The organism is Glutamicibacter sp. JL.03c, from assembly GCF_025854375.1.
Classification (GTDB): domain Bacteria; phylum Actinomycetota; class Actinomycetes; order Actinomycetales; family Micrococcaceae; genus Glutamicibacter.
The window spans coordinates 653,513-671,083 of record NZ_CP107575.1; the positions used below are offsets into that span (position 1 = coordinate 653,513).

The window sequence follows — 17,571 nt, forward strand, 5'->3', positions numbered from 1 at the left end:
CGGACCTTTTGCCGTGCATGGCGCGCTAGCTGCGCAGCGTGATGGTGGTGGCCATGGCAGGTGAGCGACCGGTGGTCACGAAGCCCGAGATATTCGATCCCGGGTGCTTGATGATGTCCGTAATGGAACCCAGATGGCGGCTCAGATCGATCTTGTCCTCGGGCGCGGCCAGCACCAGGTGGAAGCCGAATTCCTGCAAGGCGCGTATGCCGGCAGCTGCATATTCGGAGTTGGCCTGGATGAAGGCTTCATCGATCATCACGGTACCGAAGGACGTGAATCCGGCCGAAGCGAAGCCCAGCTGGTAGGCCAGCGCAGCACCCATGATGAAGGAGGTGAAGCGCTGCCCCTCGCCGCCGGAGAGGGTTCCCGGCTCCAAACCGGTTTCGATTTCGCCATTGGTCTTGTGCTCATTGCAGCTGATGACCACGTGCTGGCGAACATCCAGCACGGTGGAGCGCCAGGCGTTCAACGCCGGATCGCTCAATGCTGTCACCAGGGATTCCAGCGCCTGGTACGAGGTCGCCAAAGTGGTTTCATCCTTGGTCGTGTAGGCCTCCTGCAGGGCATCCTTCAATTCCTTGCGGAAGTTTCCGGCCTCGGCCGGAATCGCGTTCTCGACTTCCAGACGCAGGATGGATCCGTGTTCGAAGGTCACCTCGGCCAGGATCTGGTTCAGCGGCTTGATCCGTTCGGAGATCATGCGGCGTTCTTCATCCAGCAGCTGCAACAGGTCGCTGAAGCGCTCATAGGAGCGGTTGGCGAAGTATTCGCGGAACTGCGCTTCATGATGCGGCAAGCCATCGGCGACAATCTGGTCGTGCAGTTGCGTATAGTGCTCGGCAGCCTCGGCAGAAGTGCCGTGGGTCTGGGCATGCGAGGTGCCGAAATCCCGGGCAAAACGGCGGAAGGTTTCACTGAGCTGGCTGCCGATTTCCTGGCGCTTGCTGCTCAGCGAGTTCATCTGGCTGCCCAATTGCAGCTTGACTTCGGCGAAAGCCTCGCTGATCTGCTCGCTGGCCGGGCAGTTGCCGGCAACAACCTGATCCAGGACCGGGCCTAGGTGCTGATGCTGGCGCAGGGACAGCGGAATCGCCTGCTCCCAGTCCTGTCTCGGCTCCTGCGCGGTGGCGAGGACCTGCTCGGCGCGCTGGATCTGAAGCTGCAGATCCTGGATGCGCGAGCGCACCAGCGCCAAATCGCCAACCAGCTTTTCGGCGTCGGCCTTGGCGGATTCGATCTGCTGGCGAACCCGTGAGGAATCGCCGGAGAGCGAGAGGGCATCGCCGAGTTTCTGCTCGCCGCGGCGCAGGGCCTCCAACGCTGGCGAAGAATCCAGCTGGCTGAAGCTGCGCTCGTCAGCGATGATCGCCTTGAGCAGCTGGGACTTGGCGACCACCTTGTTCTTGGCGGCACTGCGCTCATCGGCTGATGCCTGGGCTTCGGTGATCTTCTCTTCCAAGCCGGCGGCCTTGGACTGCAGCTCGGAGATTTTTGATTCGTTGGTGAAGCCGAGCAGGTACTCGGAAGCAGGAAGCCCGCGGGTATCGCGCTCAAAGGTGCCATGTGCGGTCTTCATCGTGCCCGCCGGGGTGATGGCCTTGGGATGCACGTGCATGGCAGCGTCGTTCTCGACGCAGGCCAGCGGGTAGTCCGCGGTGATCTTGGCCTTGAGCCAGGCACCGGCCTCGCCGGGAGCGAAGTCGAGCTTGGTCACCAGATCGGCAGGCCCGGCTTCGGCGTGCTTGGGCTGCTGTGAAATATCGGTCCACCGCACTCGTCCCAGGCCATTGAGCTGGTCAATAGCGTGGGTCACCTGGCCCAGCAGGTCGCCCGGAACCAGCAGGGTGCGGGCCAGGGAATGCAGGGCTTTCTCGGCCGCCAGGCGCCAGGTCGAGGCGTCGGCCGCGACATCCATCAGCTCGCCGGCGAACGGCAGCTGTTCCTCGCTCAGCGAGCAGGCCGAGGCAATGGCGCGGCGAGCCGCGATGGAGCGGTCATCGATGTTGCTGGCGCGACGCTGGTAGGAGCGAATCTGTTCAGCCAGCGTCTCGGCCCGCTTGCGCAAGTTCACCAGCGAGGCCATGGCCTCATATTCCACGGTCTGCGCATCATGGGTGATCGAGGCCAGCTGCTGCAAGGTGCGCGCAGCATTCGCACGCAACTCGTCCAATCCGGTGGCGGAGAACTCGAAGTTCAACCCCGCCTCCGATGCCTGCTGCTGCAAGGCGCGAATGTGGTTCTCCTTCTCGCTCAGCGCCTTGCGCGCGACATCGGCTTCGCGTTCCAGAAGCATCAGCGAGGCAGAGCCAGCCGAATCGTGGGCGGCTTCCAAGGACTGCAACTGGTCATCGAGCTGCTCCTTGCGGGACCGAAGCTCTTGTTCTTCTGCCTGCAGGGTCGACAGTTCGCTGTGATGGGAGGCAAGGTCATTGCGCAGGACCAGCTGGCGGACCTGGGACTCCAGCTCCTGGACATCGCTATCGAGCAGCTGGCGGGTCTCGGTGATCTGCCGTTCCAGCTGCCGGTAGTCCTGGTCCTGCTGCGGAACATCGGCCAGTGCATCACGCTGGGCGCGAGCGGTATCCAGCTGGCGATAGATGCCGCGAAGGTGGGCGAAGTCCTCCACTGCCGCAGCTGCGGCCCTCAGCGTTGCCGGTTCCTCGAGCACTTCGTGGCGGAAGAACTGGTTGACGCCCTTGGCCAGGCCCTTGCCGTTTTGCAAGGTGCGCAGCAGGGCAAAGGCCTTGTCGCTTTCAACCCCGAGGCGACGGCGCAAGCGCTCGATAAATGCCTTGTGGGTGTCGAAGGCCTCGGTGGGAACCAGTGCCTTGGAAAGCGAAGAGACGGTGAAGCGGCGCGGGCCATGATGTTCCAGCTCCGCGATATCGATCGTGCCTTCGCACAACAGGTAGTGCTTGGAGACTTGGCCTTCCAAGCCGGCGTCGGGCAGGTCGAACACCGCACCGGAGGTGACGGTATTGCCCATGCCGTCGTCGTAGCTCAGGATGATGGCGCTCCAGGTTGCCCCGGGACGCTGGTAGACCGTGCCCTCGGCGGTCTTGAACTGGCGGCCTCGCATATAGGAGAAGGTGGTGCGCCGGTCCTCGCGGGTGGCGGCGTCATTGGCCGATTCATTCAGCCTCGGCGTCGCGAAGAACACATGGCCCATGGCGTCAAACAGCGTCGACTTGCCCACGCCGGGATGGCCGGTGACCAGGGTGCCGGCACGGTCGACGGCCAGATCGTGAAGCCCGTGGAAGGTGCCCCAATTTACGATCTGCACCCGGCTGAGGCGATGCTGGCCGGGGTTGACGGCGCCGCCCAGCGGAAGAGTCATTTCAATGCTCATCGGTTACTCCTGCACCAACTCTGGGGTCTGTTCAGCCAGTTCGTCGTTCTCGTCAGCTGCTAGGTTCAAGGCCGGTTCATTGGCATCAATGGCTGCGATATACCGCGGGATGTCCTGGATATTGCCCAGAGGCAAAGCCATCGCCAATGCAGGGGAGATGCGGAACTCGTTCTCCAACTCGGTGCCGGTCAACAGCCGCAAGGACTGCAGGCGGGCAATGGCGGCATCGCAGGATTCGGCAAAGCGCTTGTCATCGCGGTCGCTGGCCTGGCGGTGCTCGGCCAGGATCTCGTGCATCGTGGATCGGGAAGCCACCGCATCGGCTCCGCTGCCGGACTGCTGCTCCAGCAGCAGGCGCAAGCGCAGTGCCAGCAGCGTTTCATCGCGCTTCAACGGGCGTCGCGGGGCAATCGGCGCGGTATGGACCTGCTCGATGTGCACCGGGGCCAGCATCGCGATCTTGCGATCCATATCCAAGCTCAATGACAAGAAGATCTCCGAGAAGTAATCGGTGATCGTCTGCTGCTGATCCAGCAGCAACTGCCAGGCCGCGGCATCGATCGAGCCGTCGAGGTAAGGGCCACGCAAGAGGCGAACCAGCAGCTGGCGCAGCTGCAGGGAGTACTTTCCGGTATCACCTTCGAACAACGGTTCGGCGATCGGTGCGGCGTAGGCATCGCTCGTGGTCATAGCGGCTCCTTCGTGAAGCTTAAAGCGGGCAGGATAGCGGTTCTGATCGAACCATCAAGTTGCTGGAATTCAATGTTGACCAGGTCAGCCTCGTTGAGCGACTCGCCATTGGTGCGGCCGATCTCCACCAGGGCGCGAATGGTATTCAAATGCCGATGCTCGTCATCCAAGGCGGCGAATACTTCATCCATGCGCACCGCCGAGCCTGGCTGGCCATCCAAGTGCCGGGTAATCGATGCGCGCAGCAACGACATGTCGGCCTGGGGCGTCGCCGGATTGCGGACGATGTCGGCCTCGCTGAATTCCGGCGCCTGGGCCAACGGTGGAGGCGCGACATGCTCGGAAGGATCGTAAATGCCCAATCCCGAGAGGGTCATCAGCTGCGGGCTGTACAGGTCCATCGGCGTCAGGCCGTTGCGGGGTTTCAGCGCAGTTGACTTGCTGATTGCCAGTTCCGCCTCGCGGACCGCCTGGCGCAGAAGCTCAGCTTGCTTGTAATCCTCGGATTGCACAAAGGCATGCAAGGACTCGGACAGCTTGCCGTAGGACGCGTGCACTTCGGCGGCCTGCCGGCGCAATTCCCGCAGCAGGTTCGTGAGGATCTGGCGCTCTGTGGTCTGTAGGTCGTCAACAAAATCGCGCTCGAGGACTTCAGCCAACGCCGAGCGGAATCGCTGCTGGGCATCGGGGGAGTTGAGGAATTCGGTGAATCCGCTGAAGGTTTCGCCTTCGGCCGTTGATCGCAGCTGGCGATCGGCTTCGAGCACCTGGCCCACCGCGACGCCCTTGGCTGTGGAAGCATCGAGGATGCCTTCACGCAGCGAGTGCAACATGTCCTGGACGCCATCGCGCATGCGGCGGAAGTCCGCGGGGAGGCTTGAAGCAAGGTCCAGCAGCGAACGCGTGGCCGACAGGGCGGTGGTCCGCGACAACACTGCAGGATCATCCCCGCTGCGCAGCTGCTCGATTTGCGCCTGTCGTTGGGCGATCTGGGATTCCAGGGCGCGGATTCGGGCCTCGGGATCGGGGTCCGTCTCGTGGACCAAGGATTCCAGCGAGGAAAGCAGGGTATTCAGGCGCGAGGAGTTCAGGTGCGAATCATCGGTGGAAAAATCTGCGAGGAAACGAAGCGCGCGCAGGGTCTGGGCACTGGGTTCGTAGACGAAGCGCCCATCGATTAGCGGACGGGCAAGAATCCCTTGCTTGACCCAGGCCTCGGCAAAATCCTGGGCGGAATACGACTGCGGGATCTGCTCGTCGCTTTTTCGAGCCTGCTTCAAAAACGAATCCAGCGACGCATGGAAGAGTTCCAGCGCTACGCGGGATCGATCTGCGGTGAACTCTGCCCGAATGAAAGCAACCGCCCAGGGTTGGGCCGTCAAAAGACGATATGCTGCCGAGCCTTTGAACTGCTGAGCCTGAAGCCACAAACTATTCGCGCGGTGCGAGGGCTGCATGTACTTCCTTGATCTTTAGGACGCCTAACCAATCAATTCTAAATCATCGGGCCCAACAGTAAATGTGAATCCATCGCGTCTGGGCCTGAATCTGGGGGGATTGCCGATGAAACAGCGTCTTGGGGTGTTGCCAAAACCTCATCCTGTGTAGGGTCGAATTAGATGGATGACAGCTTGTTTTCTGTCCAAGCATGGCAAAAGCCAAAATGCGCGGAGGTGGCGATCAATGAAGTCTTTGCGACTGGCGATATCCGTCAGCCTGGTCATGGCAATGGCGGCCTGCAGCGGCCAAACGGCCACCGAAACCCCGGATTCCCAGTCCGCCGCTCCCGAACAGTCCCAACAAGAACAAGACCGGGTCGAAAGCGTGAAAGCCGAGATCAACCGGCTCGCCGATGGCTATGACTACGACGCCGCAATCAAGCTCGCCAAGAACGACAAGAGCGAGGAACTATCCTCCATGGCCGCCGGACTGGAAGACGAAAAAGAGCAGACCAAAGCGTGGGAGCGGCCCGATCAGATTCCGCACCTGTTTTTCCACTCGCTCATTGTGGATACCGACCGCGCCTTTGACAAGGACAACAGCTCCGCCGGGTACGGGGACTACATGGTGACGCAGAAGGAGTTCTCGGCCATTCTGTCATCGCTCTACGCCAACGACTTCGTACTGGTCAATCCGCAGGATTTCGCCGGGCTGAATAAGGCGAAGCAGATGGAATACCGAAAGATCATGCTCCCCAAAGGCAAGAAGCCGCTGGTCTTGTCGGTGGATGATCTCAGCTACTACGAATATATGGAAGGCGACGGGTTCGCCAGCAAACTGGTGCTCGACGAGCACGGAGAAGTCCGCAATGAATATGTTGATGCCGACGGCAAGAAGCACGTCGGCGCCTATGACGTGACCACGATGGTTGATGATTTCATCAAGGAGCACCCTGATTTCAGTTATCGCGATGCTCGCGGCCTGGTTGCCATGACCGGTTATAACGGCGAGTTCGGCTACCGCACCTCGCAAAGCCAGTATCCAGATAACAAGAACCTGAAACAGGATCAGCAAAAAGCCGCCGCAATCGCCAAGGCCATGAAGGAAACCGGGTGGGTCTTCGCGTCGCATTCATGGGGCCACATCCAAACTGGCACCGTGAGCATGGGGCGCCTGCAACGCGATTCCAAGCTCTGGAAAGAAGAAGTTGAACCAATCGTGGGCTCAACGGACCAATTCATTTATCCCTTTGGCTCTGACATTGCGCATACCGGGGCCTATGCGGGGCCGCGGTACGAGTTCCTGAAGAAGCAGGGCTTCAAGTACTTCTACGGCGTGGATGGCACCACCGAATCCTGGATGCAGCAGCGCCCGGATTATCAGCGACAGATGCGCATCAACGTTGACGGGTTGCAGTTCGCCAAGGAGGAAAAAGGCGACCGCCCAGTACTGGGCCCGTTCTTCGACGTGGAAAAGGTCATCGACCCGGCCAGAAAAATGGCCGAGTCGGCGTCCTCGTCTACAAAGCCATGAAGGCGCCCAGCTGCGACAACGCCAAAGGGGAAGAAGGCAGATAGTCAGTGAGCCTCTCACTGCGCACGATAATCGCCTTCCACTGGCCTCTGGAAATCGCTACGTTGATCCGGTTCCGATTCAAGAGGAATTCAATGCCGCGTGAAGCGTCATCCGCGCTGGAGCAGGCCATCGTCATGAGCACAACGGGCGCTTCCTGGCCTTGGAACTTATCGACCGTGCCGACCTTGGCGGCTTCCAAGCCTTCCGCGGCCAAGACATCGCGCACCAGATTGACTTGGGCGTTATAGGCGGCAACAACCAAGATGTCAGCCGGTTCCAAGGCTCGTTGCGGCTTGCCGGGCGCCGGGCTCCACATCAGTCCCAGATGCTCGCGAACCAGCTGAGCAATCGCCTTGGCCTCTTCAATCGAGCTGACGGTATTGCCCCGATGCTCGACCAGCGTAGTGCTCACCCCTGCGGGAGTGCCTTCCAGCGACCTCTGGCCTGCAGCCGGGGCTGAAAACAGCTGGTGGTCGTAGCTCAAGGCCGAGACCTTGGCACACAGCTCGGGGTGCATGCGCCAGGATGCCGCAAGGAAGTAGCCCAGTTCCGATGGCAGTACAGGTTCCCCGGCAGAGAGCCACCCCAATGCGGACTCGTCGACTGGCTGCGGATGGGATCCCTGGGTGACCTGGGGAAGCTGTTGCGGGTCGCCAAGCAGCAGAAGATTGCGGGCAGCCCGGGAGACGGCCAGGGTATTGGCCAGAGAGAACTGCCCTGCCTCGTCGATGACCAGCAAATCGAGGCTTCCTGCCGGGACTTTGGAACCGGTGAGGGTCCACGCCGTGCCGCCGATGAGCGCTCCTTCGGCCGAAGCCAGAACCTCGGCAATGGAGTCCTTAGAGGTTCCGGACCATGGCACCGGGTCCTTGTGCTTGACCTCTTTGGCGACGAGTTCGGGATCTACCCCTGCGTCGACTGCTTTGCGGAGAACATTTTCGACGACGGCGTGGGATTGGGCGACGACACCGATCTTCCAACCGTCCTGGACGAGTTCACGGATCACGTGGGAGGCAACGAAGGTTTTTCCGGTGCCGGGAGGACCTTGGACGGCAAGATATGAGTGGTCCAGGTCCTTCAGCGTCTCGACAACTGCTTGATAGACCTGAGGCTGGCCATCGAGAACAATCGGCTGCGCCGGGGCGGAAAGCGTCTTGAGCCGCGGGGAGATCCGGCGCAAGATATCGATTCCCGGCTGCTGTGGCAGCACAGGAACCGTTGACCCTACTTTTTGCGCGATTTCCGATAAGGCGTCGTCAATGCTCTTGGTCATCAAGGGCTTGTCCGGGGTGAGCGCCATGGGCGCCGATCCGTAGGGAGGGATCTTGGCGCTGGACTTTTCAGCAATAACGATCCATCCCTCCCCGACTTCCATGACCGTGGCATTAAATGCTCCGCCGCGCAGGGATTCGTCGACTTCCATGCCGTCGGGCAACGGGGAGGCGAACATGGCGAAAACCGATGAGCCCGGGGAGAGCAGCGAGCCTTCGGCCAAGGTGCCATTGAGCTTGGTCAGCCGTGTGAAGGTCCGTGCTCGTTCGGTGGGCTTGTGCCAATCTTCGAGGATTTCGGCGTTGTCGACCGAGAACACGCCTCGAACGTCGCCCCAATCATCAATGGGTGCCGAGAGCCGGTCGAAGTGCTCCCACCAGAATTGTTTTTTCTCCCGGCGGTTGTAGCCGGTGGCTGCCGCCACCATGGCGATGGCGCGATCGTCATCACTCAGGGGCTGTCCGGACGGAAGGTTCGCCAGGTAGTCCTGCAGCCGCAGTTCTTCTGGGGTCGGCTCGTATTCTTCTTTGGCTTCTTCCTGCAACGGCATGGCAGGAAGGCTCTGCGGCTGGTGGTCTTCCAGCGTCAGCAGCCAGTCGCGCAAACGCAGCGTGGAGAGGCAATCGTATTCGTTGTAGTCGGCAATCGAGGCCAGTACATCGCCGGCTGTGTCAGCATCGTTGGCATCGCGCGCTTGCATGTAGTGGGCGTAGGCCACTACCGAGGCGCCGGCGTCGGTCACGTCACCGCCCCTCAGATGCTGCCCCATGTACAGCGGTTCAAGTTTCTTGATCGAGTAGGAACGGGTGGAAACCACTAATGAATTTCGCACCGTTTCATAGAGATCCACCAGCAAGTTTTCCCGCAGCCAAGTATCAACTTCTTCTTCACCGGCGATGTGCACCTGCGACAGCTTGCGCAGGGCGCTCTTTTCATAGGACGCGTAGTGGTAGATCTTCATGTGCGGGAACTGCTGGCGCCGTTGCTGGACATAGCTGATGAAATCCAGGAAGGCCTGGCGCTCTTCGGCCCGGTTGTGTGCCCAGAAGGGCCTGAACACCGGTTCCCCGGTGTCGTTTTCGATGACGCCGAAAAGGTATTCCAAGCCCCAGGAGCCGTCGGTGCGTTCTTGGTAGAGCGGGTCACCCTCGAAATCGAAGAAAATATCGCCGGGGTCTGGTGCCGGAAGCTGCGAAATGGTTTGGCTGGATTTGACCCGGAAGCTCACACCTTGGACTTCACCGTCAACGCGCCCTAGCCCCAGCTGCATTTGCGCCTGGTCGACCATACGAGCCAGGGATGTTCCAGCCGGCGCTTCCAGCGCAGCCAATTGCTCGATGGTGAACACCTTGCGTTTGCGCAGCTTCTCACGCTGCACCATGGACATGCCGGCGACGAGCAGGACATCGCTGGTTGCCCGGACTTGCTCGGCGCAGTAATCGCAACGGCCGCAGATGCGCAGCTGGTCCGAGTCCCAAGCAACCGGCTGCGAGGATAAGCGATGATTCTGGATCATCGACAGGAAGCGAGCACGCTGGGCACGGAAGACGGGAAGCACCTCGTCGACGCGATGGACCGAATGAGTGCCATCGCCGAGGACGAGCGTGGTCTTGCTGGATACCTTGATGCCTTCAGCCATCATCTGATCCGCATATGCGGCGACCTGGAGCAGGGCGCTGACCCGCGCGTGGCGGGCCAACTTCGTATCCCAGACGGCCCAGGAGCCATCGGGCTGGCGCACGAGGAAATCAGCGAATCCAAGGAATGAGCCGTCAAAGAACGTGGCCTGGAATATGACATCCGCACCACTGCGCAACACCTGCATGGTTTGCTCGTGAGCATGGCGTAGTCCCTCGGGCGTCATGGCGGGACGGTCGTGGAACTGCTTGACGCCCTGGCCGGTGGCAGGGTCATATTCGCCGTAGGTCTCGATCAGCTGATCCAAGACGTTGTGCTCGTGAACGTCGCCGAGAATGGCGGTACGCTCGAGCATTTCGTCGCGAGCGTTGTCCGCAGCAGGACGGCGGCCGAGCTTGACGTCGAGGAGAAATAGCGACTGGAAATTGCAGTCGACGGACACGGCGAGGTCGCTGGCTGAGAAGATGAACTGATCCTCTAAAAAGAACACGGGGCCGGCGCCTTTCGCTGACTGGTATCTACCTAGTCAACGTAGCACCGGACCCCGACAGAATCATTGTTCTGCACCGTCACCGACGGTATTCACGTTTGGCAAGTCTTAGGAAAGCTCATCCTTCGACTTCTTGGATCCGCCAAGCAGCAGGGACAAGAGACCCACCCCTGCGGTGACACTGTTGACTGCAGGCCACGCACCGAGCTTCTTTGCCAATGGGTGGGAGGCGCCGAAGCCGCCAACGTAGGCAGTGATCAATGCGATCGCCTTGCCGGTTCCAGCATCCTTTTTCCAGATGAAGAATGCGCCAGCACCTGCTGCGCCAAGCACTACGGCGGCCAGCGGGCGTTTCTTGGTCGCACGTCCGGTAGCGTAGCCTCCGGCCAATCCGGTAACGGCCAACGCAGTAGAAGCCAAGCGAGACATGAAGTTCCTCCAAATATTTTGCACAACGTCTTGCTATGAAGGTTATGCCTTGCACCTGTGATGTTTCCCAGAACGTGGTTGAACTGCTGGGTCGCACAGGGGTCAAACAGGTGGTGCTTGCAAGAATGGGAAGCATCAATGCGCGATTGAGGAGCTTGAGTGAACTTGGACATTGTTGAAGCTTGGCATCGTTTGGCTCAACCGGTTGCTGTCGATCTGAGCTCATGGCAGTGGGTGATTATTGCCGCTGTGGTGCTGGTCTTGGTGATCCCTGCTCCAGCTTGGCGGATCACCGGACTGTATTCGACGTTGGTCCACGAACTAGGGCATATTGTCTCTGCATTATTCACCGGAAGATTTGTCACGGGTCTGCGGCTGGGCTGGGACCATTCGGGCGAAGTGGTAAGCCGGGGACGTGGAAAATTTTCCGTGATCGTGTCGGGCATTTTCGGCTACCCGGCACCGTTGTGGGTTTCTGCGGTGATGCTCTGGGCGATTTCCATCGGCTACGCAGGCCAAGCGCTGGGCATTTACGCGCTCTTCTTCTTGCTGGCATTGATTTTTGTCCGCAATTGGCCAGCCCTTGTGGTGTGTGCGGTCAGCGCGATCGTGGCGCTCTGCGTCGTCTTTTTCGCGCCAGTGGAGGCCTATCTTTATCTTTCATTGCTCATCGCGGGATTCCTGCTGATTGCGGGACTGCGTGATTATGTGAAGCTCTTTGCCGTTCACACTTGGCGGCGCCGCGATATCGGGCAATCTGATGCGTACTTGATTGCGCGTGCAACCAATACTTTTGCAGGTTTGTGGCTCATGTTGATACTTGTTCTTGGCGCTGTCGCCTTGTGGTGGTCGGCCACGAGCCTACTGGCCTTCATCTGAGCTAGTCTTCATTTTCTTGCGCAGGGACCTGCTTGTTAGTGCGCGGGACATCATCCAAGCGGCACCCGCAGCTAGTCCCATCGGCAACAGTTTCGTCTTGCGCTTGGCGGGTCGCTGCGGATCGATTTCCATGTCCTTAAGCGGGTCGCCACCATGATTGATGCGAACTTCTTGAGCCTGGACGAGATCCTTGTAAGTAGCCAGTTCCTGCTTGGCCACCAGGGCATCATCGCGCAGGGGGAGCAGTACCTCGTCAACGGCGGGCAGGCCCGTGCGCAGCTGGCGCAGCCGGATGAATTCGATATCGACCAGTGCGCCAAGCAGCAGGGCAATATTGCTGATCCAGCATGCCAGCACCAGGATGATGACACCACCGATGGTTCCATACGTGGCGGAGTAGCTGGCGAACTGGGAAAGGTAAATGCCGAACCCAGCCAGTGACAGCCCCAAAATCACCAGGGCCGTCAGTGTCCCAGCTGAGAACCAACGGAATCGTGGACGCTTGACGTTGGGCGTGAAGTAGTAAAGCAACGCCAAGACGAGCAGGATCATCACCAGCATGATTGGCGGTTTGGCGATGTTCAGGATGAGCACGAAACTGTCGCCAAGACCAACGACGTTGCCGATACCTCGGGCAATGGAACCCGAGGTCACAAGAAGGACCAGCGTGATAACCGTGACCAGCATGATCATGACGGTAATCAGGAACATCTGCGGACGACGTTTCCACTGCGGTCGGCCTTCTGGCACCCCGTAGAGTCGGTTCAAACTGCGGCCAAAAGCTGTGACGTATCCGGAAGTACTCCACAGGGCACCGAGCGAACCTGCAAGGATGGCCCAGAACGTTCCGCTGGCTTGGGACGCCAGGCCTTCCAGCAATTGTTCGGTGGTGTCGAGCAGCTGCTGGGAATCGCTATTGGATGCATGTCCATTGGGTGCCAGGCCTTGTTCCAAGATTTCCATGATCCATTTGGTTCCGCTTTCGCTGGCCCCGGCCAGAGACAGCAGGGAAATCAGGGCCAGAAGTCCGGGGAACATTGCCAAGACCATGAAATAAGCGAGCGACGCTGCGACATCCAGACCATCGTTCCTGAAGAACTCGCGCAATGCGCGCGGGAAGCAGGCGAGTGATTCTTTCATGTGTTCTTTGGTGAATCTGCCTTGGTTTGGCATGGGGTTCCCCTGTCTGACAAATGAATTCATCAGTGCGACGATCTGGTTTCGCACATCACACTACCTAACCGCCCGACCAGTGACTAGGTCATTTAGATTGCGGTCGTGTCTTGGCCAGTTGAGAAAGACCGATATTTGGCTGTTGCCTAGGGGTGCAGGACCAGAAGTCCAGGCCATATTCTGCGCATTTTGATCGGCAGTCGTCGAGTCGTCAGCGACGGCGTTATGGGGCGGCTGGAGTCCGGGACTTTAACATACGGACTGGGCCTGTTTTTGGCCTCTTGAGCGGATTGAAAGCCATATCACAAAAAGTTATTTGATATCCAGTTCGGTTCGGTAACATTCTTGCGGGTTCACAAGGGGTTTAAGGGCCGTGGTTGTGCCGAAATTTAAATTTTTCGGTCGAAACTGACCTGTGATTACGCGGATTCTGAACGTTTCCTGAGTTGCAGAGTGGGTGGGGGTCTGGGTTAGTGTCTTTATAACGTTTCGATAACACTCGCTGTGTTATTGGGGAAACAGGTACTGCCGGGACTTCCAGACCGCTCGCCAGGGCAGTGCTTCATACAACGTCGAAATGCGACGCTGAGCGGTGCACGAAGATGGTCTTGGACGACCTGAGCGCGGGAAGAGCACTGGAGAATCATGATCCAGCAGAAGACTAAGAAATTGATCCGCCGCGGCGGGGCCTCCCTGGCAGCCGTAGCAGTAGCCGGTGGCGCAATCGTTGCCACCACCGCACCAGCAAACGCAGCAAGCACTTGGGACAAGCTGGCCCAGTGCGAGTCCGGCGGCAACTGGTCCATCAACACCGGTAACGGTTACTACGGTGGCCTGCAGTTCTCGCTGTCGACTTGGAAGGCATTCGGCGGTTCGGGCATGCCTAACCAGGCTTCGAAGGCTGAGCAGATCCGCATTGCAACCAAGGTTCAGGCTGCACAGGGTTGGGGCGCATGGCCAGCATGTACCGCAAAGCTGGGCATCAGCGGAACCCCAAGCGGCGGTTCGTCGAGCGAATCCACCGCGAGCACTCAGACCCAGAAGTCGACCACCCAGACCAAGTCGACCACCCAGGCCAAGAAGAGCACCCAGACCCAGCAGGCAGCTCCAAAGGTTTCCGAAACCAAGACTTCGACCAGCAACTCGGTCAAGTCCACCAAGCAGGCTGCTCCAAGCACCTCGGGCAAGCACGCGGCTCCAGCTCCAAAGGCACCAGTGTTCAACATTGATGTCACCGACTCGGGCAAGAACTACACCGTCAAGTCCGGCGACACCCTGGCCAAGATTGCTGACCAGCTCGGTGTTGACGACTGGCGCGGCCTGTTCGTTCTGAACGATGATCAGCTGACCAACCCAGATCTGATCATGGTTGGACAGACCCTGAACGTTCCAGCGAACTAATTTCGCTAGACAAGCTTGTTAGGTCCACATGGCGTCAGTTGACGCCGTGTGGACCTCTCCGCATTTAACCCACCTATATATAGGGGACGAATTGGCGCAGTAGTCTGGTGCTATGGATATGAGTGCCGATTCGGACAGAGCTGTTCAGCGAATTCTCAGCAGGGGTTTTGAACGATCCGGGATGCTGGCCGCGTCTTCGGTTCCAAAGATCGCCGGACCAGGTTCATGGTGGGGCGGCTCCCTCAACGTGGAGCAGCTTGCCGTGGGGTCGGTCGCTCTGGTGTCTTCGGCCTTGAACGCACTGAGCCACGGACAATTCGCGCCAGACATCAGTTCCAGCCAAGTCGCCGCCGCATTCGGGTCTTCCGGCCACCTGCGGATTAATGGCGAAACGACCAAAGGCTTCGCCGAATATTCAGGTTTCTTCCGCACCAGTGATGGCTGGATCAGGACTCACGCCAATTATCCGCATCACGAACGGCGATTATTGCAGTCCCTCGGCGCGGAATCAGGCGATGAACTGAGCGAAGTCTTGGGCCAGGTGTCTTCGGCGCAAGCGCAGGAACTCATTGCGGCTGCAGGTGGCGTGGCCGCCGCGGTGCAAACTCGCAGGCAATGGCTGGAATCAACGCAGGGCCAGGCCGCGCAACAAGGCGATTGGGCGCAATTCTCGCTTCGACCTTCGGGCGCGGTCCGAACCTGGCAGTACAGCCCAGCAGCTTCGCGTCCGCTGTCTGGGTTGCGCGTTCTGGATTTGACCCGCGTCATTGCCGGGCCCACCGCGACCCGGACCCTGGCAGCATTGGGCGCGCAAGTGCTCCGCGTTGATGCTCCCCAGCTGCCCGAGCTGGAAATGCAGCATGTTGATACCGGGTTCGGCAAGCGCAGCACCTTGCTCGATCTCTCGTCGCCGGAGGGCAGCGAGCGAATGGCGCAGTTGCTGCGGGAGGCTGACGTTCTGATTGCCGGTTATCGGCAAGGGTCGCTAGCGCGTTTTGGCCTCAGTGAGCAGAGCCTGGCCGAGAAGTACCCGGACTTGATCATCGCCGAGCTGGATGCCTGGGGCTATGAAGGCCCGTGGGTCGGACGGCGCGGTTTCGACAGCATTGTGCAGGCCGCCTGCGGCATCTCCGATGTCTACCGGACCCAGGATGGGAAGCCCGGTGCGCTGCCCGTGCAAGCGTTGGACCACGCCACCGGCTATGGCCTGGCCGCCGCGATCATCACCATGGTCCAGGCCCGTTCAGAACATCGCGGCGTTGGCAGCGTACGTTTTTCATTGGCGCGCACCGCGGCCGCATTGTTCGAATTCGGGGCACCCACCCTGCCGACGCAGTCGCTGGATGCTCCTCGCATGGGCCATATGGCAAGCGCCAGTGGGAAACTGGACTATACGCTGACACCCTTTGTGGTTGATGGCGAGATTCTCGATTTCTTGGCGGCGCCACCGGCCTATGGGCAGGATGAGCCGATCTGGATTTAGCCCGCGAGCACCGAGGCGACAAATTCCTTGGCCGGGCGTTCAAAGATGCCCGAGAACTCCAAGAGGCGTTCCCTGCTGCGTTTGCCGGACCAGGCCGCCGGCAGCATGGCATCGGGTAGTCCCGGGTCAAGGTAGGGCAGTGCCCGCCAAGCATCAATCATGCCCACGTACCCGCGGTAGGCGTCTGCTGGAGCGGTGTGGGCGGCGTTGAGATCAGCAGTGGCCTTGAGGAACTGCTGGTGCAGGGAATCGAGATGTTCCAGATCCCACCATTGAGCTGCGGCTTCCTGGGGCGTGGCAGCGAAGTGCGGCTGTTGGACCGTGAATAGCGTGGCCAGGGAGCGGACCTGCAAGGCGGCTAGGGCCTCGTCGACCTCGATGCGAAGATACTCCGGGAAAATCCACAACCCCGCAGCGACCGAGCCGCCGCCGAGCTGCTGGAAGTGCTTGCGGATCTGGTGGCGCAACGGGCGCATGCTTTCCGGCAGGGAGTAGGTCGCCAAGCACCACTGGTCGTCGGGAGACATCTGCCGCGGCGTGAAGATGCGGCGGCTTCCGCGTTCAAACATGGCCCGGGCCATCGGCGGCACATCCAAGGTTGCATCCGCGGAGTTCGCCAGCACCTGCTTGTCGATCAGCCGGGAAATGGCTGTTTGGGCTGCGGCGGCGGAGATGCCGGCCGCCCTCGCCAGTTCTACCAGTTTCGTGCGCGGCACCGGGGCCGGCTGGTGGCGCAGGTATAGCCCGGTAATGCTCCGGATGATCGACGTGGCGCTGCCGGTGCGTGCCTCGAAGTCGTCGAGGCTGAAGGCCGATATCGGGGTGCTAGTTGTCAATTTCGGTGCGCACCGCAAACAGCTCGGGGAAGAAGGTCAGATCCAGTGCGCGCTTGAGGAAATCAACGCCCGACGAGCCGCCGGTGCCGCGCTTGAAGCCGATGGTGCGCTGCACCACGCGCAGGTGGCGGAAGCGCCATGCTTGGAAATTATCCTCGACGTCTACCAGATCCTCGCAGGCCTGGTAGAGGCTCCACTGGGTGTCTTCCGATTCGTAGATCTCCTTGAAGACCGGAACCAGGGCTTCTTGGAAGGTCCATGGCTTGGTGACGTCGCGGGAAAGGATTTCCTCGGGGATTTCGTAGCCTCGGCGAGCCAGTGCCGCCAGGAAGACGTCATAGAGGCCGGGCTCATGCAGGAGCTTGGTCAGCAGTTCGTGGGCTTTGGGATCTGCCTCGTGGACCTTGAGCATGCCTTCGTGCTTGTTGCCCAGGATGAATTCGATGGCGCGGTACTGGAAGGACTGGAAGCCGGAAGACGAGCCGAGGAAGCCGCGGAACTGCGCGTATTCTCGCGGGGTCAGGGTAGCGAGGACCGACCACTGCTCAGTCAGGGTCTTCTGGATGTGCTTCACGCGGGCCAGGCACTTCAACGCCTTGCCGATGTCGTCCGTGCCGAGCAGCCGGCGGGCTTCGACCAGTTCGTGGAGCATGAGCTTGAGCCACAGCTCGCTGGTCTGGTGCTGGATGATGAAGAGCATTTCATCGTGATGCTCGGGCACGCTGACCGGGTGCTGTGCGGAGAGCACGCGGTCCAGATCCAGGTAGCTGCCGTAGGACATGGTGTTCCTGAAGTCGGTGCGTACGCCTTCTTCGATGTCGCGCTGGTTTTCGGTCTGTGGCTTCTGGTTGCTCATGCGCCCAGTGTATCAATATTCTTACCAACGTCACAGTAATGAAAATTGGTCTCGGGA

12 protein-coding genes are annotated in these 17,571 nt (G+C 60.1%); 4 read left to right on the top strand and 8 right to left on the bottom strand.

Features of this window, described 5'->3' with window-relative positions:
- Positions 1 to 25 precede the first annotated feature (25 nt).
- The 3 genes from OF385_RS03090 to OF385_RS03100 are packed head-to-tail and all read right to left on the bottom strand — an operon-like array spanning position 26 to position 5,499.
- On the bottom strand, positions 26 to 3,352 hold the full coding sequence (locus tag OF385_RS03090; protein WP_264276929.1) for an ATP-binding protein: 3,327 nt from the start codon (positions 3,350 to 3,352) through the stop codon (positions 26 to 28).
- A gap of 3 nt (positions 3,353 to 3,355) precedes the next feature.
- A complete protein-coding gene (locus tag OF385_RS03095; protein WP_264276930.1) occupies positions 3,356 to 4,042 on the bottom strand; it encodes a DUF4194 domain-containing protein in 687 nt (228 codons plus the stop codon).
- Complete coding sequence (locus OF385_RS03100; protein WP_264276931.1) at positions 4,039 to 5,499, bottom strand: DUF3375 domain-containing protein; 1,461 nt, start codon at positions 5,497 to 5,499, stop codon at positions 4,039 to 4,041. Before OF385_RS03100 ends, OF385_RS03095 begins: the two co-directional genes overlap by 4 nt.
- Before the next feature lie 226 nt (positions 5,500 to 5,725).
- Here OF385_RS03100 and OF385_RS03105 point away from each other — a divergent pair, with 226 nt between their 5' ends.
- Positions 5,726 to 7,015: a polysaccharide deacetylase gene (locus OF385_RS03105; protein ID WP_264276932.1), complete on the top strand. Its 1,290-nt coding sequence runs from the start codon at positions 5,726 to 5,728 to the stop codon at positions 7,013 to 7,015.
- Here OF385_RS03105 and OF385_RS03110 read toward each other — a convergent pair.
- Both OF385_RS03110 and OF385_RS03115 read right to left on the bottom strand, forming a co-directional pair.
- Positions 7,002 to 10,457, bottom strand: coding sequence for a TM0106 family RecB-like putative nuclease (locus tag OF385_RS03110; protein WP_264276933.1), 3,456 nt, complete (start codon positions 10,455 to 10,457; stop codon positions 7,002 to 7,004). The two genes, OF385_RS03105 and OF385_RS03110, sit on opposite strands and share 14 nt — an antisense overlap.
- 108 nt (positions 10,458 to 10,565) lie before the next feature.
- Positions 10,566 to 10,886 (bottom strand): hypothetical protein, encoded by a 321-nt coding sequence (locus OF385_RS03115; RefSeq protein ID WP_264276934.1) that lies wholly within the window; start codon positions 10,884 to 10,886, stop codon positions 10,566 to 10,568.
- Between the two features lie 159 nt (positions 10,887 to 11,045).
- Here OF385_RS03115 and OF385_RS03120 point away from each other — a divergent pair, with 159 nt between their 5' ends.
- A complete protein-coding gene (locus OF385_RS03120; RefSeq protein ID WP_264276935.1) occupies positions 11,046 to 11,765 on the top strand; it encodes a M50 family metallopeptidase in 720 nt (239 codons plus the stop codon).
- On the opposite strand, the gene OF385_RS03125 is transcribed toward OF385_RS03120, so the two are convergent.
- The gene (locus OF385_RS03125) at positions 11,748 to 12,905 is read right to left on the bottom strand and encodes a YihY/virulence factor BrkB family protein (RefSeq protein ID WP_264276936.1); all 1,158 of its coding nucleotides are present in this window, start codon (positions 12,903 to 12,905) and stop codon (positions 11,748 to 11,750) included. The genes OF385_RS03120 and OF385_RS03125 overlap by 18 nt on opposite strands.
- A 678-nt stretch (positions 12,906 to 13,583) precedes the next feature.
- Here OF385_RS03125 and OF385_RS16620 point away from each other — a divergent pair.
- Positions 13,584 to 14,339, top strand: coding sequence for a transglycosylase family protein (locus OF385_RS16620; RefSeq protein ID WP_319019219.1), 756 nt, complete (start codon positions 13,584 to 13,586; stop codon positions 14,337 to 14,339).
- A gap of 112 nt (positions 14,340 to 14,451) precedes the next feature.
- The gene (locus tag OF385_RS03140) at positions 14,452 to 15,822 is read left to right on the top strand and encodes a CoA transferase (RefSeq protein WP_264276937.1); all 1,371 of its coding nucleotides are present in this window, start codon (positions 14,452 to 14,454) and stop codon (positions 15,820 to 15,822) included.
- On the opposite strand, the gene OF385_RS03145 is transcribed toward OF385_RS03140, so the two are convergent.
- Both OF385_RS03145 and kynA read right to left on the bottom strand, forming a co-directional pair.
- Positions 15,819 to 16,658, bottom strand: a complete 840-nt coding sequence (locus OF385_RS03145; RefSeq protein WP_264276938.1) for a PaaX family transcriptional regulator C-terminal domain-containing protein — start codon at positions 16,656 to 16,658, stop codon at positions 15,819 to 15,821. The two genes, OF385_RS03140 and OF385_RS03145, sit on opposite strands and share 4 nt — an antisense overlap.
- The gene (gene kynA / locus OF385_RS03150) at positions 16,648 to 17,514 is read right to left on the bottom strand and encodes a tryptophan 2,3-dioxygenase (RefSeq protein WP_264276939.1); all 867 of its coding nucleotides are present in this window, start codon (positions 17,512 to 17,514) and stop codon (positions 16,648 to 16,650) included. The genes OF385_RS03145 and kynA overlap by 11 nt, the downstream gene beginning before the upstream one ends.
- Positions 17,515 to 17,571 lie beyond the last annotated feature (57 nt).

Excerpts from the sequence above, each read along its gene's own strand:
- OF385_RS03090 (WP_264276929.1), bottom strand. The coding sequence starts at position 3,352 with ATGAGCATTGAAATGACTCTTCCGCTGGGCGGCGCCGTCAACCCCGGC.
- OF385_RS03095 (WP_264276930.1), bottom strand. The coding sequence starts at position 4,042 with ATGACCACGAGCGATGCCTACGCCGCACCGATCGCCGAACCGTTGTTC.
- OF385_RS03100 (WP_264276931.1), bottom strand. The coding sequence starts at position 5,499 with ATGCAGCCCTCGCACCGCGCGAATAGTTTGTGGCTTCAGGCTCAGCAG.
- OF385_RS03105 (WP_264276932.1), top strand. The coding sequence starts at position 5,726 with ATGAAGTCTTTGCGACTGGCGATATCCGTCAGCCTGGTCATGGCAATG.
- OF385_RS03115 (WP_264276934.1), bottom strand. The coding sequence starts at position 10,886 with ATGTCTCGCTTGGCTTCTACTGCGTTGGCCGTTACCGGATTGGCCGGA.
- OF385_RS03125 (WP_264276936.1), bottom strand. The coding sequence starts at position 12,905 with ATGAAAGAATCACTCGCCTGCTTCCCGCGCGCATTGCGCGAGTTCTTC.
- OF385_RS16620 (WP_319019219.1), top strand. The coding sequence starts at position 13,584 with ATGATCCAGCAGAAGACTAAGAAATTGATCCGCCGCGGCGGGGCCTCC.
- OF385_RS03140 (WP_264276937.1), top strand. The coding sequence starts at position 14,452 with ATGGATATGAGTGCCGATTCGGACAGAGCTGTTCAGCGAATTCTCAGC.
- kynA (WP_264276939.1), bottom strand. The coding sequence starts at position 17,514 with ATGAGCAACCAGAAGCCACAGACCGAAAACCAGCGCGACATCGAAGAA.